Here is a 16377-nt window from a genome sequence, read left to right as displayed (position 1 = left end):
GAAAAATGAGATATTGTAACAAATTGATGTAAAAAATAGGCAGTGGGGGGCTCTGATTGATGGTGAGATTCATTGAAAGTGATAGCGTCTGGAAGAGAAATTTCAACTTCCTTTTCTTCTCTAGAATAGTCAAGATTTCCGGCGATATGTTCGCATTTAATTCGATATTATGGTTTTTAATTTTTGACGGTGAAGGTGCGATCGGAACTGCTTTATTGATTGCTGTCACCTTTTTGCCGGAAGCTGTTTTAGCACCTGTGACGGGTCCTTTCATGAAGCAGAATACATTGAAATTCTGGATGTACTTTTCAGACCTGACAAGAGCCGCGGTTGTTTTAATCATTCCGCTCTGCCATTTCGGCGGATTCTCTCCGCTGTGGTTTGTTATGACTCTTATGATTGTGCATTCAGCTACTGGCGCTGCCTATAATCCTGCTTCAATTGCTTTAATCCCGCAAATTGTAGATGAAAAAGGCATTCAAAAAGCAAATGCTGTGCTGCAGTCGTCCGCCCAAATAGTCCGTCTTGGAGCTGTGACACTATGCGGCGCTCTCCTTACGTTTATCAGTCCTTCTTATACAATGCTTATGGCTCTCGTACTTTATCTTATTTCTGGTTTTCTTGTTCTCTTTATTAAATACACTGCTGTTGAAACAAAATCGGAATCAGCGGCCGTTGCACAGAGAGGTACATATTTTGGCAGACTGAAACGCGGTTTTGTCCTAGTCAGAAAACACCAAATCTTATATCCGCTTGCTATCTATTGTATCTTTATGAATTTCGCGGCAGCCCCTTGGGAAGCGCTCTCCGCTGTATATGTTGCGGAGGATTTAAACGGACAGCCGATTGTGTATTCGCTATTAAAAGCCACCACCGCAATAGGCGCGTTTTTATTGGGGTTTGTACTGACAAAAGTAAAAGTAAACAAGTACGGACTGCTTTTCGTAACCGCAGGCATTATTGAAGGATTCGCTTTCTTTATTACCGGAATGAATACCTTTTTGCCGCTCGTCTTTTTCGCCGCTTTTACATTTGGCGCTGCAGTCAGTGCGATCAATGTTCCTGAGTATACGATTATACAGACATCTGTCGATAGTGAGGACCAGCCGCAAGTTTATGCCGTCATACATATGATCTCAAATATTTCAATTCCGGCCGGCGCTGTCATTTGCGGATATGCCGCAACTGCTTTTGGTTCAGGAAATGTGATCGCAGCCGGGGGAGTTGTGGAAATTATCGCGGGGATCGGAATTCTTCTGTTTACAAAGCTGGCCAAAGCAGAACAATCCGATTTGGTAAAAGAAAGGGAAGCAAGTGTTCATATGTAAAGGTTTTTGAAGATGCCATGCCTCGTGCATGGCTTTTTTTTATGCCGCTGGGTCCGGTGCTGTCTACGACTCTGGTCTTATCCAAAAATCAATCTCTGATTCGTTTTGCTCATCTTGTGTTTTGTATAAGATGAAGACAAGGAAAACGAAAGGAGGATCTGCATGAAGATCAACAAGAAAACGATAGGCGGATTCTTATTAATTGTATTTGGAATCTCCGTCTTTTTTGGGGGCGGCAGTTTCGGCTTTATCATTCCGCTTGCGATCGGAGGATTGCTGACATACGCGGGAATCAAAAGATTCGCAGCAGGCAAAACCATCACAGGTATCATCTTGGGCGGAATCGGGGCGATGATGCTCATTTGCTCACTTCCGTTTCTCGTCGGCATTGCACTCGCGGCTGCTATGGTGTATTACGGCTGGAAACTGATGAAAAACGGATCCGCGGAAAGCGATATGTCAAGCTTTGACCCTGAACCAGCTTCTGCCGGCTACCAGTCTCATTTTGATGACGAATGGGAAAATTTCTTAAAGAAAAAATAACACATGATATGAGGAGGAATAACGGTATGGTATTAAAAAGAATGAGAGATATGTTTGTTGCGTCAGTTCATGAAGGCTTGGATAAACTGGAGAACCCTAAGGTGATGCTGAATCAGTACGTTCGTGATATGGAAAGCGATATTGCAAAAGCAAAACAAACGATCGTCAAACAGCATACGATCGCCTATCAATTTAAGAAAAAATATGAAGAAGCAAATGATGTGGCTGGAAAGCGTAAGAATCAAGCTCAGTTCGCTTTTGATGCCGATGAAGAAGAGCTTGCGAAAAAAGCGCTGACAGAAATGAAGTATTTAGAGGGAAAGGCAGCAGAGCACAAAGCTTCCTATGAACAGGCAAGCAGCCAGCTGGCTGAGCTGAAAGAACAGCTTGCCACACTTGAAACAAGGCTACAGGACGTAAAGGATAAAAAACAGGCGCTGATTGCCCGGGCAAACGCTGCAAAAGCAAAAGAGCATATGAACGCGACATTCGACAAAATTGACAGTGAAAGCGCGTATCGGGAATTTCTCCGGATAGAAAACCGAATTGAGGAATTGGAAATCCGTGCCGATTATTCGAAGTCAGCGGAAGCCGGCACAGAAACGAGCCAAAGTGAATTTGCAGACGAAGTAGAAGCTGAAATCGAAAAGATGCGGGAACTCTCTTTGAAAAAATCAGATCAAACCTCACATGCAGCAAATGAATAAACAGGACAGGGAAGGGTTTTCGTCAAGTCCTTCCCTTCCGCACGTATTCATTCACAGGCTTTTCCTTTATAATAGAATAAATGAGAAGGATGAAAACAAATGAAAAAAATGCTGGGCAAACTGCTGATCATTGCCGGTATTCTTATTTTTTCTGCGGTTGTTATCAAAGACGTGTTTGCTGAAGGTCTTTCATTCATAAACGGAACTGAAGCTGATTCAGCCAGTGCTTCACCGCATGAGATCGAAAGCGTAATCATTGAATCGGATAACAAGAATGTGAAGATCATAGCGGAAGAGCGTAATGACATATCAGCAACCATCTCAGGTGACTCGGGGAAATTGTTTGTGGCTGAAAAGAGAAGAAAGCTGGAGCTGACGGCAAAGGAAAAAGAATTTCAATTTTTGAACGGATTTCATCGATCTGCCCTTGTCGTCCGCATTCCATACACGTACAAAGGCGGTTTGGCTGTGAGAACCTCAAGCGGCGACGTGTCTGTAGACGGTAATAAACATCTCACGCTTTCTAAGCTGAACGCAGCATCTGCAAGCGGGAATATGACCGTAACGGGTATCCGCCTTCAGGAGCTGGAGGTGAAGGGCTCTTCCGGAGATGTGTCGATATCAAATACAGACGCTAAAACGGCCGGCATCCGCTTAACTTCAGGCGACGCAAACTTGGATGGTGTTTCAGGCTCACTTGATGTACGGATGACATCAGGAAACGTTGACGCGGATTTAAAAAAGGCAGCGGGCTCTTCAGCTGTCACATTGACGAGCGGTGATGTGAATCTGGAGCTTCCCGAAAACGGCAGTTTCAAAGTCAATGCTGCTTCAGAGAGCGGAAGCGTCAGTTCGGCGTACCCATTTGCTGATACAACACATAAAGATCATCAACAAATCACAGGCTCACAAGGAAGCGGACAGCATCTAGTCGATATTAAAACAGGCAGCGGGGATGTAGCGATACGGTAGCATCTGGCAGAAGAAAGGAGGCGGAACAACCAGAATGACAAAAAAACAGCTTCTTGGACTTATCATTGCTTTATTTGGCATCAGCATGTTTTTGCAAATTATCGGAGTAGGCGATCTGCTGTTTTGGCCGCTCTTTTTTCTGATTGCCGGTTATTTTTTGAAAAAATACTCCCGTGACTGGCTTGGGTCCGTCATGTACATCTTTGCCGCTTTCTTATTTTTGAAAAATCTGTTCAGCATCACCTTTAACTTATTTGGCTACGCGTTTGCCGCATTTTTAATTTACGCCGGCTACCGGCTTGTGAAAGGAAAGCCTATTTTTGAACCGAATGAGAAACCTGCCGATTTAACGGAAAAAGAAAAACAGTCCGAGCCCCCAAAAGATGTGAAACATCCTGACATGCGAAGCTTTTTTATCGGCGAACTTCTGATGATGAAGCAGCCGTTTGATCTGAATGATTTAACTGTATCGGGTTTTATCGGCGATGTGAAAATCGACTTGTCAAAAGCGATGATTCCGGAGGGAGAGAGCACCATTGTCATCAGCGGAGTGATCGGAAACGTTGATATTTATGTTCCATCAGACCTTGAAGTGGCTGTCAGCTCGTCCGTTTTTATCGGCGACATTAATCTGATCGGCTCGAAGAAAAGCGGATTAAGCACAAAGGTATACGCCGCGTCTTCTGATTTCAGCGAGTCCAAACGCCGGGTGAAAGTATCCGTCTCCCTATTTATCGGTGATGTGGATGTGAAATACGTATGAGAAAAAAACTGCTTGCCAGTCTCCAATGGCGTGCCATTCGCATGACAACGGGAATCAGTCTGCTTCTATTTGTCTGCTTGATTTCTTTTATGATGGTTTACTATCGGCTTGATCCGTTTGTGTTGCTGTCGTCAAGCTGGTTCGGCATTCCGTTTATCCTGATTTTGGTGCTGATCAGCCTTACGATCGGCTTTGCGTCAGGGTACATGTACGGCAACCGGCTGAAAACAAGGGTCGATACATTGATTGAATCGATTTTAACATTTGAAAATGGCAACTTCGCTTATCGTATACCGCCGCTCGGTGACGATGAAATCGGGCTTGCAGCCGACCAGCTGAATGAAATGGCGAAGCGGGTTGAACTTCAAGTAGCTTCCCTGCAAAAGCTTTCAAATGAACGGGCTGAATGGCAGGTGCAAATGAAAAAATCAGTCATCACAGAAGAACGCCAGCGATTGGCCAGAGATCTGCACGATGCTGTCAGCCAGCAGCTCTTTGCGATATCGATGATGACCTCCGCTGTATTAGAACACGTAAAAGATACGGATGATAAAACGGTGAAACGGATCAAGATGGTAGAGCACATGGCGGGAGAAGCCCAAAATGAAATGAGGGCGCTGCTGCTCCATTTAAGACCTGTGACGCTCGAAGGGAAGGGGCTGAAGGAGGGTCTTACGGAGCTTTTGGACGAGTTTCGGAAAAAACAGCCGCTTGATATCGAATGGGACATACAGGATACGCCGATTTCCAAAGGCGTAGAGGATCATTTATTCAGGATCGTACAGGAGGCTCTTTCCAATGTATTCAGGCACTCAAAAGCCTCAAAAGTATCCGTGATTCTCGGCGCAAAAAACAATCAGCTGCGGCTGAAGGTCATTGATAACGGAAAAGGATTCAAGATGGAGCAGGTAAAAGCGTCATCCTACGGCTTGAATTCGATGAAAGAACGTGCAAGCGAAATCGGCGGAGTCGCCGAGGTGATTTCGGTTGAAGGAAAAGGCACACAAATTGAAGTAAAGGTCCCGATTTTCCCGGAAGAAAAAGGAGAGAACGAACGTGATTCGAGTATTGTTGATTGATGACCATGAAATGGTCAGAATGGGACTCGCCGCTTTTTTGGAGGCGCAGCCCGATATAGATGTCATCGGCGAAGCGTCTGATGGCAGCGAGGGTGTACAGCTTGCTGTTGAATTACAGCCTGATGTGATCTTAATGGATCTTGTCATGGAAGGCATGGACGGCATTGAAGCGACAAAGCAAATTTGCCAGAAGCTTTCCGATCCGAAAATTATTGTGCTCACAAGCTTCATTGATGATGACAAAGTGTATCCGGTCATTGAAGCGGGAGCGCTCAGCTACTTATTAAAAACGTCAAAAGCGGCCGAAATCGCTGATGCGATCCGTGCCGCAAGCAAGGGAGAGCCAAAGCTTGAATCAAAAGTGGCGGGGAAAGTATTATCCCGGCTGCGCCACTCAGGTGAAAACGCGCTCCCGCATGAATCCCTCACGAAACGGGAGCTTGAAATTCTCTGTCTGATTGCAGAAGGAAAAACAAATAAAGAGATAGGCGAGGAGCTGTTTATCACGATCAAAACAGTCAAAACCCACATCACCAATATTTTATCAAAGCTGGATGTCAGCGACCGGACACAGGCAGCCGTCTACGCACACCGCAATCACCTCGTGAAATAGGCGTCGGTTATTTAGACGCGCCCTTCGTTCCGAAGTCTCTGACGACCACATTGACATGATATTTTATTTCCGCATTGCTGAAATGATCATCCCATTTTTTTGAAATCTTCTTCCATTTCTGAGGATAATGGATTCTGACTTCGTTACCCAGTCCGGTCACGTCTGTTTTGATCTCTTTCTGCAGCGTGCCCTTAATAAATGCTGTTACTGTTTCTTCTAATCGTTTTTCGACTGTTTTTTCAATTTCTTTGATATATGAATCCTTAAACGAATCTTCATTAGGATTCCAATCCTCGGATAAACGCCCTTCAATATTACGTGTGACGGTGAATATAAACTTTCCGTCCTTGTAGGCTGTCTTGATCTTTCGATTGCTGGAATACACTTCATAAGAAAAAAGGTAGCCATTACGTTTCAAATCAATGACGCCGCCTTTGACCGCGCCGGTAAATAAGTTAATATTTTGGACTTCACCCGGTGTTAAATTTCTGCTCCATAACTTATCTTTTATGATAGCAGCTCCGTTTATTGCGAGTTTGCCGTCTTCCTCACCGACATGGGGAATGAGGAACGAATCGTCAGAGGTCAAGTGTTCTGAAATCTCCCCCAATGTAACAGGCTCCATCATTCTGATGGTTACCTTGTCATTCTCTGTCAGATCATAAATCACATTGGATGCGGGCTCGCTTTCATCATTCATTTTAAATATGTCCTTCGTGCGTCCGTCGGTGACAAACACATACGAACTTCGCCTTGTCCCATTGTCTCTGACAAATTGATTAATGATCGAGTCCATTCGAATATCTTCAAGCACGCCCTTGGAAAATAAAATGAGACGTAAATGCTGGGAAAACGTAGGATTGTGCTTTAATGCTGATGTTCTCATCATTTGATGGACCGTTTCACCCTTTGTGACAGCAATCTGTGTCGGATCAGATGAAGAGCCTTCCTTTGAACTGATTTTTTTCGGCACAAGAATTTGCTGTGTCAGTTGTAAATTATGATCATCCGGCTTGTCTAAGCCTACTCCGATCACCAGGCTTAATTCTTCGATATTCTTGCTGTCCCAGCATCCGGACAGTAAGAGGGCGCATATGAAAATACTTAAAATCCGGATTTTCATTTTGCTGTAATCCTCCTTTTGACAGCTACGATGAAAAAGAGAATGAAGGGAAGTAAAAACAGGCAGACGAAAATGTATCCGAGATAATCGCTATACATCATGACCTGATTAGAGTCATCCGGCCATAGAGAAAAGTAATAGACAGCCGCGCCAATGAGAACCATGCTTTTTTTAGTCGATAATCCAAACGTCTTCTTCAGTCCGTTAGCGGCAAAATACCCGTAAACGACAAACGTTGTGAAAAACTGAATAATCCAGACGACCAGTAAAAACGATTCAAACCGTTCAATGAATATGCCTTTAAGCTCAAAGGATTGAAAGAGAGAAATGGTCGGCCAGATCAGCGATTTCACCTCAGGAGCTGTCAAAGCCCCGACAACGATAATATATGTCAGGATATATAATATAATCGGAATCATAAAGCCAATAGCCGCGTATCTGAATGTGTATTTCTTTTTCTTCATATGTTCAGGAAGAAACAGCATCACTTCCATTCCTAAAAAAGAGATGGAAACGACTGTGAGGGAGTTCGCAATGGGCCCCAAGCCCTCACCTAAAACAGGGCGCAAATTATTGATGTCAAAAATTTTAAAACTGATCCCAAACACTATCAGCAATATAATAATCGTAATCGTTAAATAAAAGGGAAACAGCCGCGAAACATCACTTAGCCCCCCAACGATTAAATAAATGCCGCAGCAGATAAACGTTAAAATAATGATTTGAATTGGCGTTTTCTCCAGAAGGAAAAACTTCACCATTTCAGCCATCGCCCTGGTTTCAAAACTGGCCACTCCGATAAAATAGCAGGAGATCAAAAGCCCCATGATGCTGCCAATCCATTTCCCAAGGCCTTCCCGCAAATACTCAAACAGTGAGGGATATTGATGTTTTTTCTGAATGAGCGTGTTTAAATAAATGAAAAAAATGAAAATGACACCTTCTAATATCAACACGATCCAGCCGTCGGGAGTATTACCCTTAGTGGTCAGCGCTCGGGGCAATGTTAAAAGACCGGCACCGAGCATTGTATTTGCAACAACAGAAATACCTTGAAAGGTATTAAGTTTGAGTGGAGTCTGTTTTTGGCTCATTTGGATTATTCGCCTCTTTTGGTTTGTTTTTAATTGGGAGACGGATAATGGAATCCTCTGTATTTTTCAGGCTGAAAAATCCATTTGGCGAAAAATACGGAGATCCAAAGCTCGTTTGTCTCGTTAGGTGCGTATAAATGACCAGCATAAATAAAATAATCCCGTACAGCCCGAGTATTGCGGCGGAAAGCATCGAAACAAAACGCAGCACCCGGAAAGACAGCCCCATTCCGTATTGGGGAACGGTAAAGGATGCAAGGGCAATGACACTGACAACAATGACCATAATCGAACTGACGAGATTCGCTTCTACCGCTGCTTGTCCGATGACTACGCCCCCAACGAGGCCGATCGTCTGGCCAAGCGGGTTGGGAAGACGCAGCCCGGCTTCTCTGAGCAGCTCGATCGTCACTTCCATCAGCAAGGCTTCAAATATCGGAGGAAACGGCACGTTTTCCCTGTTTGCCGAAATCGTGACGGCGAGCGCGGTCGGCAGCAGCCCTTGATGAAATGACACGAGCGCGATATAAATCGATGACAAAAACAAGGTGATGAATATAGAAGCAAAACGCAGCGACCGGATGAGGGATGCCGAGATCCAGCGTTCGTAGTAATCATCCGGAGATTGCATCAGTACACCGAGAGAAACCGGCACCAAAAGCACAAATGGGGAACTGTCCACCAAAATCGCAACCCGGCCGTTGAACAGGGCGGACGAAACTTTATCGGGCCTTTCCGTATTTTGAATTTGCGGAAATGGCGAGTATTTATTATCTTCAATAAGTTCTTCAAGTGTTCCGCTGTCCTGGATATCCTCCAGTTTGATATTGTTAAGCCGCGCTTTTACCTCTTTCACAACGGACTTTTTTGCTTTGCCTTCAATGTACATCATCGCCGCCGGCTTCAGCTTGTTTTCGCCGATCATGATTTTTTTGGTAATGAGTTTCGGATGAGAGGTTCTTTGTCTGATTAGCGCAAGATTTGTATCGATGTCCTCCACAAACGCAACCTTTGGTCCGCGAACCACTTTTTCAGTTGTCGGCTCTGTCAGGCTTCTTGTTTGTTTCTTTTCTGTGGACAGAATATAGGCTTTGTTAAGGCCATTCACAAACACCGCGCAATTGCCGCTGAGAATTTCCTTAACCGTTTTTTCGGCCGTTTCTACAGGCCTTGCGTCAATTTGGTCGAGACGATTTTTGACCTGGTCAAGCGTCAGCGTCTCCTCATCCTTCATTAAGGTTTTAATCGATTCTAAAACCTTCTGCTGGTCATTCAATTCACTAAAGTAGAGAAAGTAAAAAACAAGTCCGTTTGCCAGCATTTTTTTGTTTTTCACCAGATCATCGTTTTCTTTTAATTTTGGAAGCACCAATGCTAAATTATCGTGTATATATTCCTTAAACTCTGTTTGTTCCAACGAGGTCACCTCTTGTCCAAAACCTTAGTAGAGGTTATCTTTTCCTGTTAAAAAAATGATATACTGTGTTACAGTATTTTATGGCAGAAGTTTTTTTATGAAAGCGGAGGATATGAAGTGGCACAGGTAAGACTTGCAGGAAAACAAGAAGAAATAGAACAGCTCATTAAATCATTTGAAAAGCATTACGATGTCTCTTATACATCAAGGGAGTACGGGCGAACGAATCCGAAGTACAAATATTCAAAGGACTCCCGCGTATATCTTGAATTAAAATTAAAATCTGCCAAGATCGAAAAATAAAAAGGATTTTTTATATCACTGGCGAATTTGATCTATTGAAGCAACCGTTATGGAGGGATACATAAAATGGACTACAGAATTGAAAGAGACACCATGGGAGAAGTAAAAGTTCCTGCTGATAAATTTTGGGGCGCCCAAACACAGCGAAGCAAGGAGAACTTCAAGATTGGTTCTGAAAAAATGCCGATGCGTGTTGTGAAGGCGTTTGCAATATTGAAACGCAGCACGGCGATCGCTAATAAACGCTTAGGCAACCTAGATGCGGAAAAAGCGGAAGCCATTGCAGCAGTTTGTGATGATGTGCTCAAAGGCAAATATGATGATAACTTCCCGCTTGTTGTATGGCAGACCGGAAGCGGAACACAAAGCAACATGAACATGAACGAAGTGGTGGCCAATCGCGCGACCGCGTTATTAAAAGAAAAGAACTCTGATCAAACAATTCATCCAAATGATGACGTTAACCGCAGCCAAAGCTCAAACGATACATTCCCGACAGCGATGCACGTTGCTGCCGTTTTATCTGTCTATGAACAGCTTGTGCCTGCGCTTGATCAGCTTCGCAATACGTTAGACGAAAAAGCGAAAGCATACAATGATATTGTAAAAATCGGACGTACGCATCTTCAGGATGCCACACCTCTGACGCTTGGACAGGAAATCAGCGGATGGGTGCACATGCTCGATCGCTCGAAGGAAATGATTTTAGAAGCGACAGACAAAATGCGTGCGCTTGCAATCGGAGGTACAGCTGTCGGAACAGGAATCAATGCTCACCCTGAATTTGGAGAGCTTGTTTCAGAGGAGATCACGAAACTGACAGGTCAAACGTTTAACAGCTCGTCGAATAAATTCCACGCGCTGACAAGCCATGACGAAATCACATATGCACACGGCGCCTTAAAAGCTCTTGCCGCTGATTTAATGAAAATCGCAAACGATGTCAGATGGCTTGCGAGCGGACCTCGCTGCGGCATCGGGGAGATTGTCATTCCTGAAAATGAGCCTGGCAGCTCCATTATGCCTGGAAAAGTGAACCCGACACAAAGTGAAGCACTGACGATGATCGCAGCGCAAATTATGGGGAACGATGCGACAATCGGCTTTGCCGCAAGTCAGGGGAACTTTGAACTAAACGTATTTAAACCTGTGATCATTTACAACTTCCTGCAATCCGTGCAGCTGCTGAGTGACGGAATGAACTCCTTCCATGATAAGTGTGCTGTCGGTATCGAGCCAAATAAAGAAACGATTCAGGAAAACTTGTCGAATTCCTTAATGCTGGTTACGGCGCTGAATCCGCATATCGGATATGAAAACGCCGCAAAAATTGCCAAGCTTGCCCATAAAGAGGGATTGACGCTGAAAGAAGCGGCTTTGAAGCTTGAATTGCTGACAGAAGAACAATTTAACGAAATGGTGAAACCGGAAGATATGGTAAAACCAAAGGCGTAATAGAGAAAAAACGGCTGCTTGTGAAGCAGCCGTTCTTCTAAATATATTGATGTTTCAAGAGAAATGTAAGCTGCTCGGCATCTTCTGCGAGAGCTTCCGACTCCATCAGGTTATGGATCATTCCTTTTATGATCACCAGCTTCGGTGTTTTTTTCTTCATTTCTGCTTCAAGTATGTCCAAGCTCTCCGATAATTCAAGGGAGGAGTTTGTGTTCAAGCTTTTTATTTTCTCACGAAGGCTTTTCACAATCGATTCAGTCAGCGGGTCAGGCCGTCCGTGAGACAGGGGCCCGAATAAAGAGCTTGCTTCTTCTAATGTGATGAAAGGCTCATCGTTTCGTTCAGACATGCCTTTAACCATATCATCAATGCGGTTAATAACGATATCTGCTAATTGATCCGGCTTCACAGTATAACCGAGCAAAATCATGCATTCTAGGTAAATCTGGCTGATTCCTTCTATTAGAAAACAAAGCTCCGCTGTATATGGTTCAGCTTTTTCTCCGTATATGTTTAACAGACTGTCAATGTGAAATTGAAGGGAAGTCTGGCGGATTTTTTTTGCGCATTGCTCTACTTCATCCGTGTAAGGCAGAGAACCTTCCTTCATTTGCATTGTAATAAAGTCTTTGTGTTCAAGGATGTTTTCATAGAACACGGTAAGCTGCTTGCGGTAAGCTGTTCTAGGGCTGTCGCCTTTCGTTTTAATATTTAAAATACGGGTAAATGTTTTATCATAATAGAAATTCAGCATAGATAAAAGCAGCGCTTCTTTAGAAGGAAAATAAATATAAAAAGCGCCTTTTGAAATCTTGCATGCTTTGGCAATTTCTTGAACTGATGTTGCGTTATATCCTTTTTGGGCAAACAGTTTAATGGCTGTTTCAATAATCAGCTTCTCTTTTTCCTTCAAATGGTTCCACCCTTTCGGAGCTCGAGGCCTACATAGGATATGACCATATAGTCATACCGTACGTTATAAATTTAACCTTATTGTAACTTGTTTTTTTATCATGTATTATTTATATTATAGATTGAGATGACCGAACGGTCAAAGCTCAAGCGAAAGGGTGAATCTGAAATGAGAGAATTGGACGAAATGATCAGCCGCTTGCGAAACAGAGGTATTAAAGTGGAAAAAGTCAAATATCCGAAGCAGACGTTGTCAGAGAAAAAATGGGTTCATCAATGCAAACAGCCGCTCAAAACAAATTACAGAGATTTTAACGGCTATTCTTTCACATAAAAAATAGACTGCAAAAATATCTACAGTCTATTTTGGCACTGCTATGCGGTATGTTACACCCGTTTTGTCATTTTCAATTGAGATAGACGCCTTATGAAGAGTTAAAATACGTTTTACGATGCTGAGACCAATGCCGAATTCGCCTTTCTTCCCTTTATTAAAAGGCTCATAGAGGCTGGAAAGCATCTCATCTTCAATATGCGGTCCGTCATTTTTAATGGTGATAAAGATATTCTGATCATCCTGTTTCATGATGATTTCAATCTTTGTTGCAGCATAACGGATTTGATTTTCCAGTATGTTCTCCAGAAGCTTGTTCCATTGCTCGGGATCACCCGGCATAAGAATGTCTTCATCTACATCAATTCCCCATGATAATTCTTTTCGCGCCCATTTCAGTCTTTCAATGACTTCTTCTGTCACTTCCATAATACTGAATGTTTCATGTTGTATTTTTTGCTTAGATAAATAATCGAGCTTTGTTAAATATAATAAATCTTTTATTTTTTTCTCCAGCTTAAGGGCTTCACCTTCAATGACATCTACTGTATTTTCAAGATCTCCTTTAGGAAAAATCCCGTCTTTAATGGACTGGGTGTATCCCCTGATCACCATAACCGGCGTTTTTAAATCGTGTGAAATATTTTGTAAAAGGGTTCTTTCTGTTTCATCCTTTTGCACAAGCTTTTGGCGCATTTCTTCGATGGTATGCCCCAATTTGCCGATTTCATCTTTCCGATCCACTATGACAGGATCATCCCAATCCTGTTCTGAAATCCGTTTGACATGCTTTTCAAACGAAACGAGAGGCCTTGATAAATATTTCGCAAGCCAAATCGCCGGAATCCAGCTCAATAAAATGACAACCGCTATAATAAACAGCAGCTGTTTGAACAGAGTGAAGGCCAGATCGTCCCGATAAGAATCAAGTGCATAGGACAGCATCATGGCGGATTGCCCGTTTACGGAAAGTCCCTTCTTAATGACAAAAAACACTTTTTCGCCATTAATTTCAGCGCTGTATCGTTTCTTTTTGGCTTCCTGTTTATCAGCCAGCTGGTATACCTTATGAATAAAATCAGACGACAGGATTCGTAAATCCTTGTCTGATGAAGCCGCTTCATTTTCGGGCAGAAGCACGTGCTGAACAGAGCGCACGGTCGTCGGCGCCGTGGCTTCCTCGCTGTAATAGCGCCTTTCGAGTGAACCAGGCAGACGGTACTCGGTCAGAACATGCTGTTCATTTTCAATGGTGGTGTACGTCTCATTGGTGAAAAAATCACGCAGCGTGTTTGAAAATAAAACAAGCAATAAAATCGATATGGCTAACAGGATGCCGGAGATGACAGCCCATATTTGAAACGAGAGAGGCTTGTTTTTCATGATGTCATCATCCTGTAGCCAAACCCGTAAATGGTCTCCACTTTGAGCTCAGGCATCTTTTTACGCAGCCTCCGGACAAGATCGTCAACAACGCGGTCAGTTCCAAAGTAATCATGTCCCCATACCTTGACGAGAATATCCTCACGGGAATATGGATGTCCTTTATGATGGATAAATAAGAGGAGGAGATCAAATTCCTTCGACGTTAAATTAATCAAATTGCCGTTTTCATCATAAACCTCTCGGGCGTCTTCTGCGACCCGATAGGAGGAGACGACAGTTTCGTTCTTTTGTGCGGACGGCGCTTCCTTATAGACAAGCTGCAACAGCTTTTGCACACGTATAATCAGTTCCCGCGGGAGAAATGGTTTTGAAATATAGTCATTGCTTCCAAGCTCTAACCCAAGCACTCTGTCAATATCGGCGTCTCGTGCGGAAATAAAAATGACCGGCACGTCAGGGTCTTTCTCTTTAATTTCTTTTATTAATGTATAGCCGTCAGTATCCGGCAGCATGATATCGAGAATCCAGAGGTGGGGAGACGGCGTCATTTTTTTTCTGGCGTCTTCGCCTTTCGTAAAAGATGTAATGTTCCAGCCCTCATTCTCTAAATACTTCGTCAGCAATTCATTCAGATTATCCTCATCTTCAACTAGATAAATGGTATATGACAAGGCCCTTCACATCCTTTCAACGTCATTATAAACTAGTTTTAACATACGGCAGGCAATTTTCATAATTTCACATATTCTTTTCATTTTTATCCCACAATGTTTGTTTATGATGTGTATAAGGGAAGAAAGGAAAAAAAGAGCGGGGAAGATGCAGGATGATCAAACATATTCTATTTTGGTGCTTTGCTTTTCTCCTCATTATTGGGACAATTGAACTTGTACATGCGATGAATATGTAACGATAAACGAAAAACCGAATAAGGAGTGTATGCATATGGATTACCGACGTGATGACCAAAACGGGGAACAACAAACGGAACCTTCACATACAGAAAACATGAATACAGATAACCGGAAGCTGATTGAGCATCCTGAACAAAAATTGCTTGATCAGCCTCATTCTTATGAAGCGGGACGAAAAGAAACAGCTTCCGCTTTAGAAATGGAAAAGAAAGAAACAGCTGTAAAAAAAGAGAAGAAGCGGAGAGCGGCATGGCTGAGCCCAATTTTAGGCGGGATCATCGGCGGCGGACTGATGCTCGGCATCGCGCCTTATTTGCCGTCTGACCATAATCAGACGACCGAGACGGCTTCCGCAAATAAACAGGTGGAATCCGACAATTTTACAACGACACCTGTGACAAACGCGACCAACGTAGCTGATATGGTAGAGGACTTAGAGCCGACGATTGTCGGAATCTCAAATATCCAAACCTCTCATAATAACACATTCGGCACAGAAGGCAGCTCCGGTTCAGAAAGTGAAAGCGGAACAGGGTCAGGGGTTATTTTCAAAAAAGACAATAACAAAGCATATATCATTACAAACAACCACGTAGTGGAAGGAGCGAATAAGCTGACTGTTACCCTGTACAATGGTAAAACGGAGACAGCAAAGCTTGTGGGAAGCGATGCAATTACGGATTTGGCTGTTTTGGAAATCAACAGCAAGAACGTCAAAAAAGTGGCGAGCTTCGGTGATTCTTCGAAGCTGCGCACAGGTGAAAAAGTCATCGCCATCGGTAATCCGCTCGGCCAGCAGTTCTCTGGAACAGTGACACAAGGGATCATTAGCGGACTTAACCGGACGATTGATGTCGATACGACTCAAGGTACCGTTGAAATGAATGTATTGCAAACAGACGCCGCAATCAATCCGGGGAACAGCGGCGGCCCGTTAATCAATTCAAACGGCCAAGTGATTGGTATCAACAGTCTGAAAGTGAGTGAAAGCGGGGTTGAGTCACTCGGTTTTGCGATTCCAAGCAACGATGTAGAGCCAATTGTTGACCAGCTTCTTGAAAACGGAAAAGTGGACCGTCCATTCTTAGGCGTGCAGATGATTGATATGTCACAAGTTCCTGAAACGTACCAGGAAAATACACTCGGCCTGTTTGGGGATCAATTGAGCAAAGGTGTCTACGTCAAGGAAGTTCAATCAAATTCACCGGCGGCTAAAGCAGGAATGAAATCTGAAGATGTGATTGTCAAATTAAACGGCAAAGATATCCAAAGCAGTGCGGATATCCGTCAAATTCTTTATAAAGATTTAAAAGTCGGAGATAAAACAACAATTCAAGTGATACGCAACGGAAAAACGAAAAACCTGAATGTGACACTGACCAAGAAGACAGAGAGCCTCAGCAGCTAACTGGCAAAAAAAGCTGAACCCGAAGA

At 43.4% G+C, this 16377-nt stretch carries 17 protein-coding genes; 11 read left to right on the top strand and 6 right to left on the bottom strand.

Going from position 1 to position 16377, the window contains the following annotated elements:
• Nucleotides 1-59 precede the first annotated feature (59 nt).
• The 7 genes from LJF29_RS14400 to liaR all read left to right on the top strand — a co-directional run bounded on the left by LJF29_RS14400 (nucleotide 60) and on the right by liaR (nucleotide 6005).
• Nucleotides 60-1328: an MFS transporter gene (locus tag LJF29_RS14400; protein ID WP_010331840.1), complete on the top strand. Its 1269-nt coding sequence runs from the start codon at nucleotides 60-62 to the stop codon at nucleotides 1326-1328.
• Nucleotides 1329-1490: 162 nt separating this feature from the next.
• Entirely contained in the window at nucleotides 1491-1871 is a 381-nt protein-coding gene (gene liaI, locus LJF29_RS14395; protein WP_010331839.1) for a cell envelope stress-induced membrane anchor protein LiaI, read from the top strand.
• A 26-nt stretch (nucleotides 1872-1897) separates the two neighbouring features.
• Entirely contained in the window at nucleotides 1898-2578 is a 681-nt protein-coding gene (gene liaH, locus LJF29_RS14390; protein ID WP_229149171.1) for a stress responsive protein LiaH, read from the top strand.
• Nucleotides 2579-2677: 99 nt separating this feature from the next.
• On the top strand, nucleotides 2678-3550 hold the full coding sequence (locus tag LJF29_RS14385; protein ID WP_229149170.1) for a DUF4097 domain-containing protein: 873 nt from the start codon (nucleotides 2678-2680) through the stop codon (nucleotides 3548-3550).
• A 34-nt stretch (nucleotides 3551-3584) separates the two neighbouring features.
• A complete protein-coding gene (gene liaF, locus LJF29_RS14380) occupies nucleotides 3585-4313 on the top strand; it encodes a cell wall-active antibiotics response protein LiaF (protein WP_229149168.1) in 729 nt (242 codons plus the stop codon).
• A complete protein-coding gene (gene liaS, locus LJF29_RS14375; protein ID WP_168748716.1) occupies nucleotides 4310-5392 on the top strand; it encodes a two-component system sensor histidine kinase LiaS in 1083 nt (360 codons plus the stop codon). The genes liaF and liaS overlap by 4 nt, the downstream gene beginning before the upstream one ends.
• Nucleotides 5370-6005: a two-component system response regulator LiaR gene (gene liaR / locus LJF29_RS14370; protein WP_168748715.1), complete on the top strand. Its 636-nt coding sequence runs from the start codon at nucleotides 5370-5372 to the stop codon at nucleotides 6003-6005. The genes liaS and liaR overlap by 23 nt, the downstream gene beginning before the upstream one ends.
• Nucleotides 6006-6012: 7 nt before the next feature.
• On the opposite strand, the gene LJF29_RS14365 is transcribed toward liaR, so the two are convergent.
• From LJF29_RS14365 to LJF29_RS14355, 3 genes are read right to left on the bottom strand one after another with little or no spacing between them, the layout of a single operon-like run.
• Nucleotides 6013-7128 carry a Ger(x)C family spore germination protein gene (locus LJF29_RS14365; protein WP_229149167.1) on the bottom strand — a complete coding sequence of 372 codons (1116 nt, stop codon included), beginning with the start codon at nucleotides 7126-7128 and terminating at the stop codon, nucleotides 6013-6015.
• Entirely contained in the window at nucleotides 7125-8222 is a 1098-nt protein-coding gene (locus LJF29_RS14360) for a spore germination protein (RefSeq protein ID WP_010331831.1), read from the bottom strand. The genes LJF29_RS14365 and LJF29_RS14360 overlap by 4 nt, the downstream gene beginning before the upstream one ends.
• Entirely contained in the window at nucleotides 8191-9639 is a 1449-nt protein-coding gene (locus tag LJF29_RS14355) for a spore germination protein (protein WP_229149166.1), read from the bottom strand. Before LJF29_RS14355 ends, LJF29_RS14360 begins: the two co-directional genes overlap by 32 nt.
• Nucleotides 9640-9756: 117 nt before the next feature.
• On the opposite strand from LJF29_RS14355, the gene LJF29_RS14350 reads away from it, so the two are divergent.
• Together LJF29_RS14350 and fumC are read left to right on the top strand one after the other, a co-directional pair.
• Nucleotides 9757-9942: a YvzF family protein gene (locus tag LJF29_RS14350; RefSeq protein WP_010331829.1), complete on the top strand. Its 186-nt coding sequence runs from the start codon at nucleotides 9757-9759 to the stop codon at nucleotides 9940-9942.
• 66 nt (nucleotides 9943-10008) lie between these two features.
• Complete coding sequence (fumC, locus tag LJF29_RS14345; protein ID WP_010331827.1) at nucleotides 10009-11397, top strand: class II fumarate hydratase; 1389 nt, start codon at nucleotides 10009-10011, stop codon at nucleotides 11395-11397.
• A gap of 37 nt (nucleotides 11398-11434) precedes the next feature.
• Here fumC and LJF29_RS14340 read toward each other — a convergent pair whose 3' ends face one another.
• Nucleotides 11435-12310, bottom strand: coding sequence for a TetR/AcrR family transcriptional regulator (locus tag LJF29_RS14340; protein ID WP_168748710.1), 876 nt, complete (start codon nucleotides 12308-12310; stop codon nucleotides 11435-11437).
• Nucleotides 12311-12478: 168 nt separating this feature from the next.
• Between LJF29_RS14340 and spxO the strand changes: the two genes are divergently transcribed.
• Nucleotides 12479-12643 carry an anti-adapter protein SpxO gene (gene spxO / locus LJF29_RS14335; protein ID WP_003221681.1) on the top strand — a complete coding sequence of 55 codons (165 nt, stop codon included), beginning with the start codon at nucleotides 12479-12481 and terminating at the stop codon, nucleotides 12641-12643.
• Between the two features lie 27 nt (nucleotides 12644-12670).
• On the opposite strand, the gene cssS is transcribed toward spxO, so the two are convergent.
• Together cssS and cssR are read right to left on the bottom strand one after the other, a co-directional pair.
• Nucleotides 12671-14026 (bottom strand): secretion stress-responsive two-component system sensor histidine kinase CssS, encoded by a 1356-nt coding sequence (gene cssS, locus LJF29_RS14330; protein WP_229149164.1) that lies wholly within the window; start codon nucleotides 14024-14026, stop codon nucleotides 12671-12673.
• The gene (gene cssR / locus LJF29_RS14325; protein WP_168748709.1) at nucleotides 14023-14700 is read right to left on the bottom strand and encodes a secretion stress-responsive two-component system response regulator CssR; all 678 of its coding nucleotides are present in this window, start codon (nucleotides 14698-14700) and stop codon (nucleotides 14023-14025) included. Before cssR ends, cssS begins: the two co-directional genes overlap by 4 nt.
• 274 nt (nucleotides 14701-14974) lie before the next feature.
• On the opposite strand from cssR, the gene LJF29_RS14320 reads away from it, so the two are divergent.
• Entirely contained in the window at nucleotides 14975-16351 is a 1377-nt protein-coding gene (locus LJF29_RS14320; RefSeq protein WP_229149163.1) for a S1C family serine protease, read from the top strand.
• The last annotated feature ends 26 nt before the right edge of the window (nucleotides 16352-16377 follow it).

Source organism: Bacillus sp. LBG-1-113 (assembly GCF_020708615.1).
Lineage (GTDB): Bacteria > Bacillota > Bacilli > Bacillales > Bacillaceae > Bacillus > Bacillus mojavensis.
The sequence above is the reverse complement of the archived record's forward strand: the minus strand, read 5'-3'. Positions and strand labels throughout refer to the sequence as shown.

Bases quoted from the DNA above. Each gene is read 5' to 3' on its own strand.
- cssS (WP_229149164.1), bottom strand. From the start codon at position 14,026: ATGAAAAACAAGCCTCTCTCGTTTCAAATATGGGCTGTCATCTCCGGC.
- LJF29_RS14400 (WP_010331840.1), top strand. From the start codon at position 60: ATGGTGAGATTCATTGAAAGTGATAGCGTCTGGAAGAGAAATTTCAAC.
- liaH (WP_229149171.1), top strand. From the start codon at position 1,898: ATGGTATTAAAAAGAATGAGAGATATGTTTGTTGCGTCAGTTCATGAA.
- spxO (WP_003221681.1), top strand. From the start codon at position 12,479: ATGAGAGAATTGGACGAAATGATCAGCCGCTTGCGAAACAGAGGTATT.
- LJF29_RS14385 (WP_229149170.1), top strand. From the start codon at position 2,678: ATGAAAAAAATGCTGGGCAAACTGCTGATCATTGCCGGTATTCTTATT.
- fumC (WP_010331827.1), top strand. From the start codon at position 10,009: ATGGACTACAGAATTGAAAGAGACACCATGGGAGAAGTAAAAGTTCCT.
- LJF29_RS14360 (WP_010331831.1), bottom strand. From the start codon at position 8,222: ATGAGCCAAAAACAGACTCCACTCAAACTTAATACCTTTCAAGGTATT.
- liaF (WP_229149168.1), top strand. From the start codon at position 3,585: ATGACAAAAAAACAGCTTCTTGGACTTATCATTGCTTTATTTGGCATC.
- liaS (WP_168748716.1), top strand. From the start codon at position 4,310: ATGAGAAAAAAACTGCTTGCCAGTCTCCAATGGCGTGCCATTCGCATG.
- liaI (WP_010331839.1), top strand. From the start codon at position 1,491: ATGAAGATCAACAAGAAAACGATAGGCGGATTCTTATTAATTGTATTT.
- LJF29_RS14365 (WP_229149167.1), bottom strand. From the start codon at position 7,128: ATGAAAATCCGGATTTTAAGTATTTTCATATGCGCCCTCTTACTGTCC.
- LJF29_RS14320 (WP_229149163.1), top strand. From the start codon at position 14,975: ATGGATTACCGACGTGATGACCAAAACGGGGAACAACAAACGGAACCT.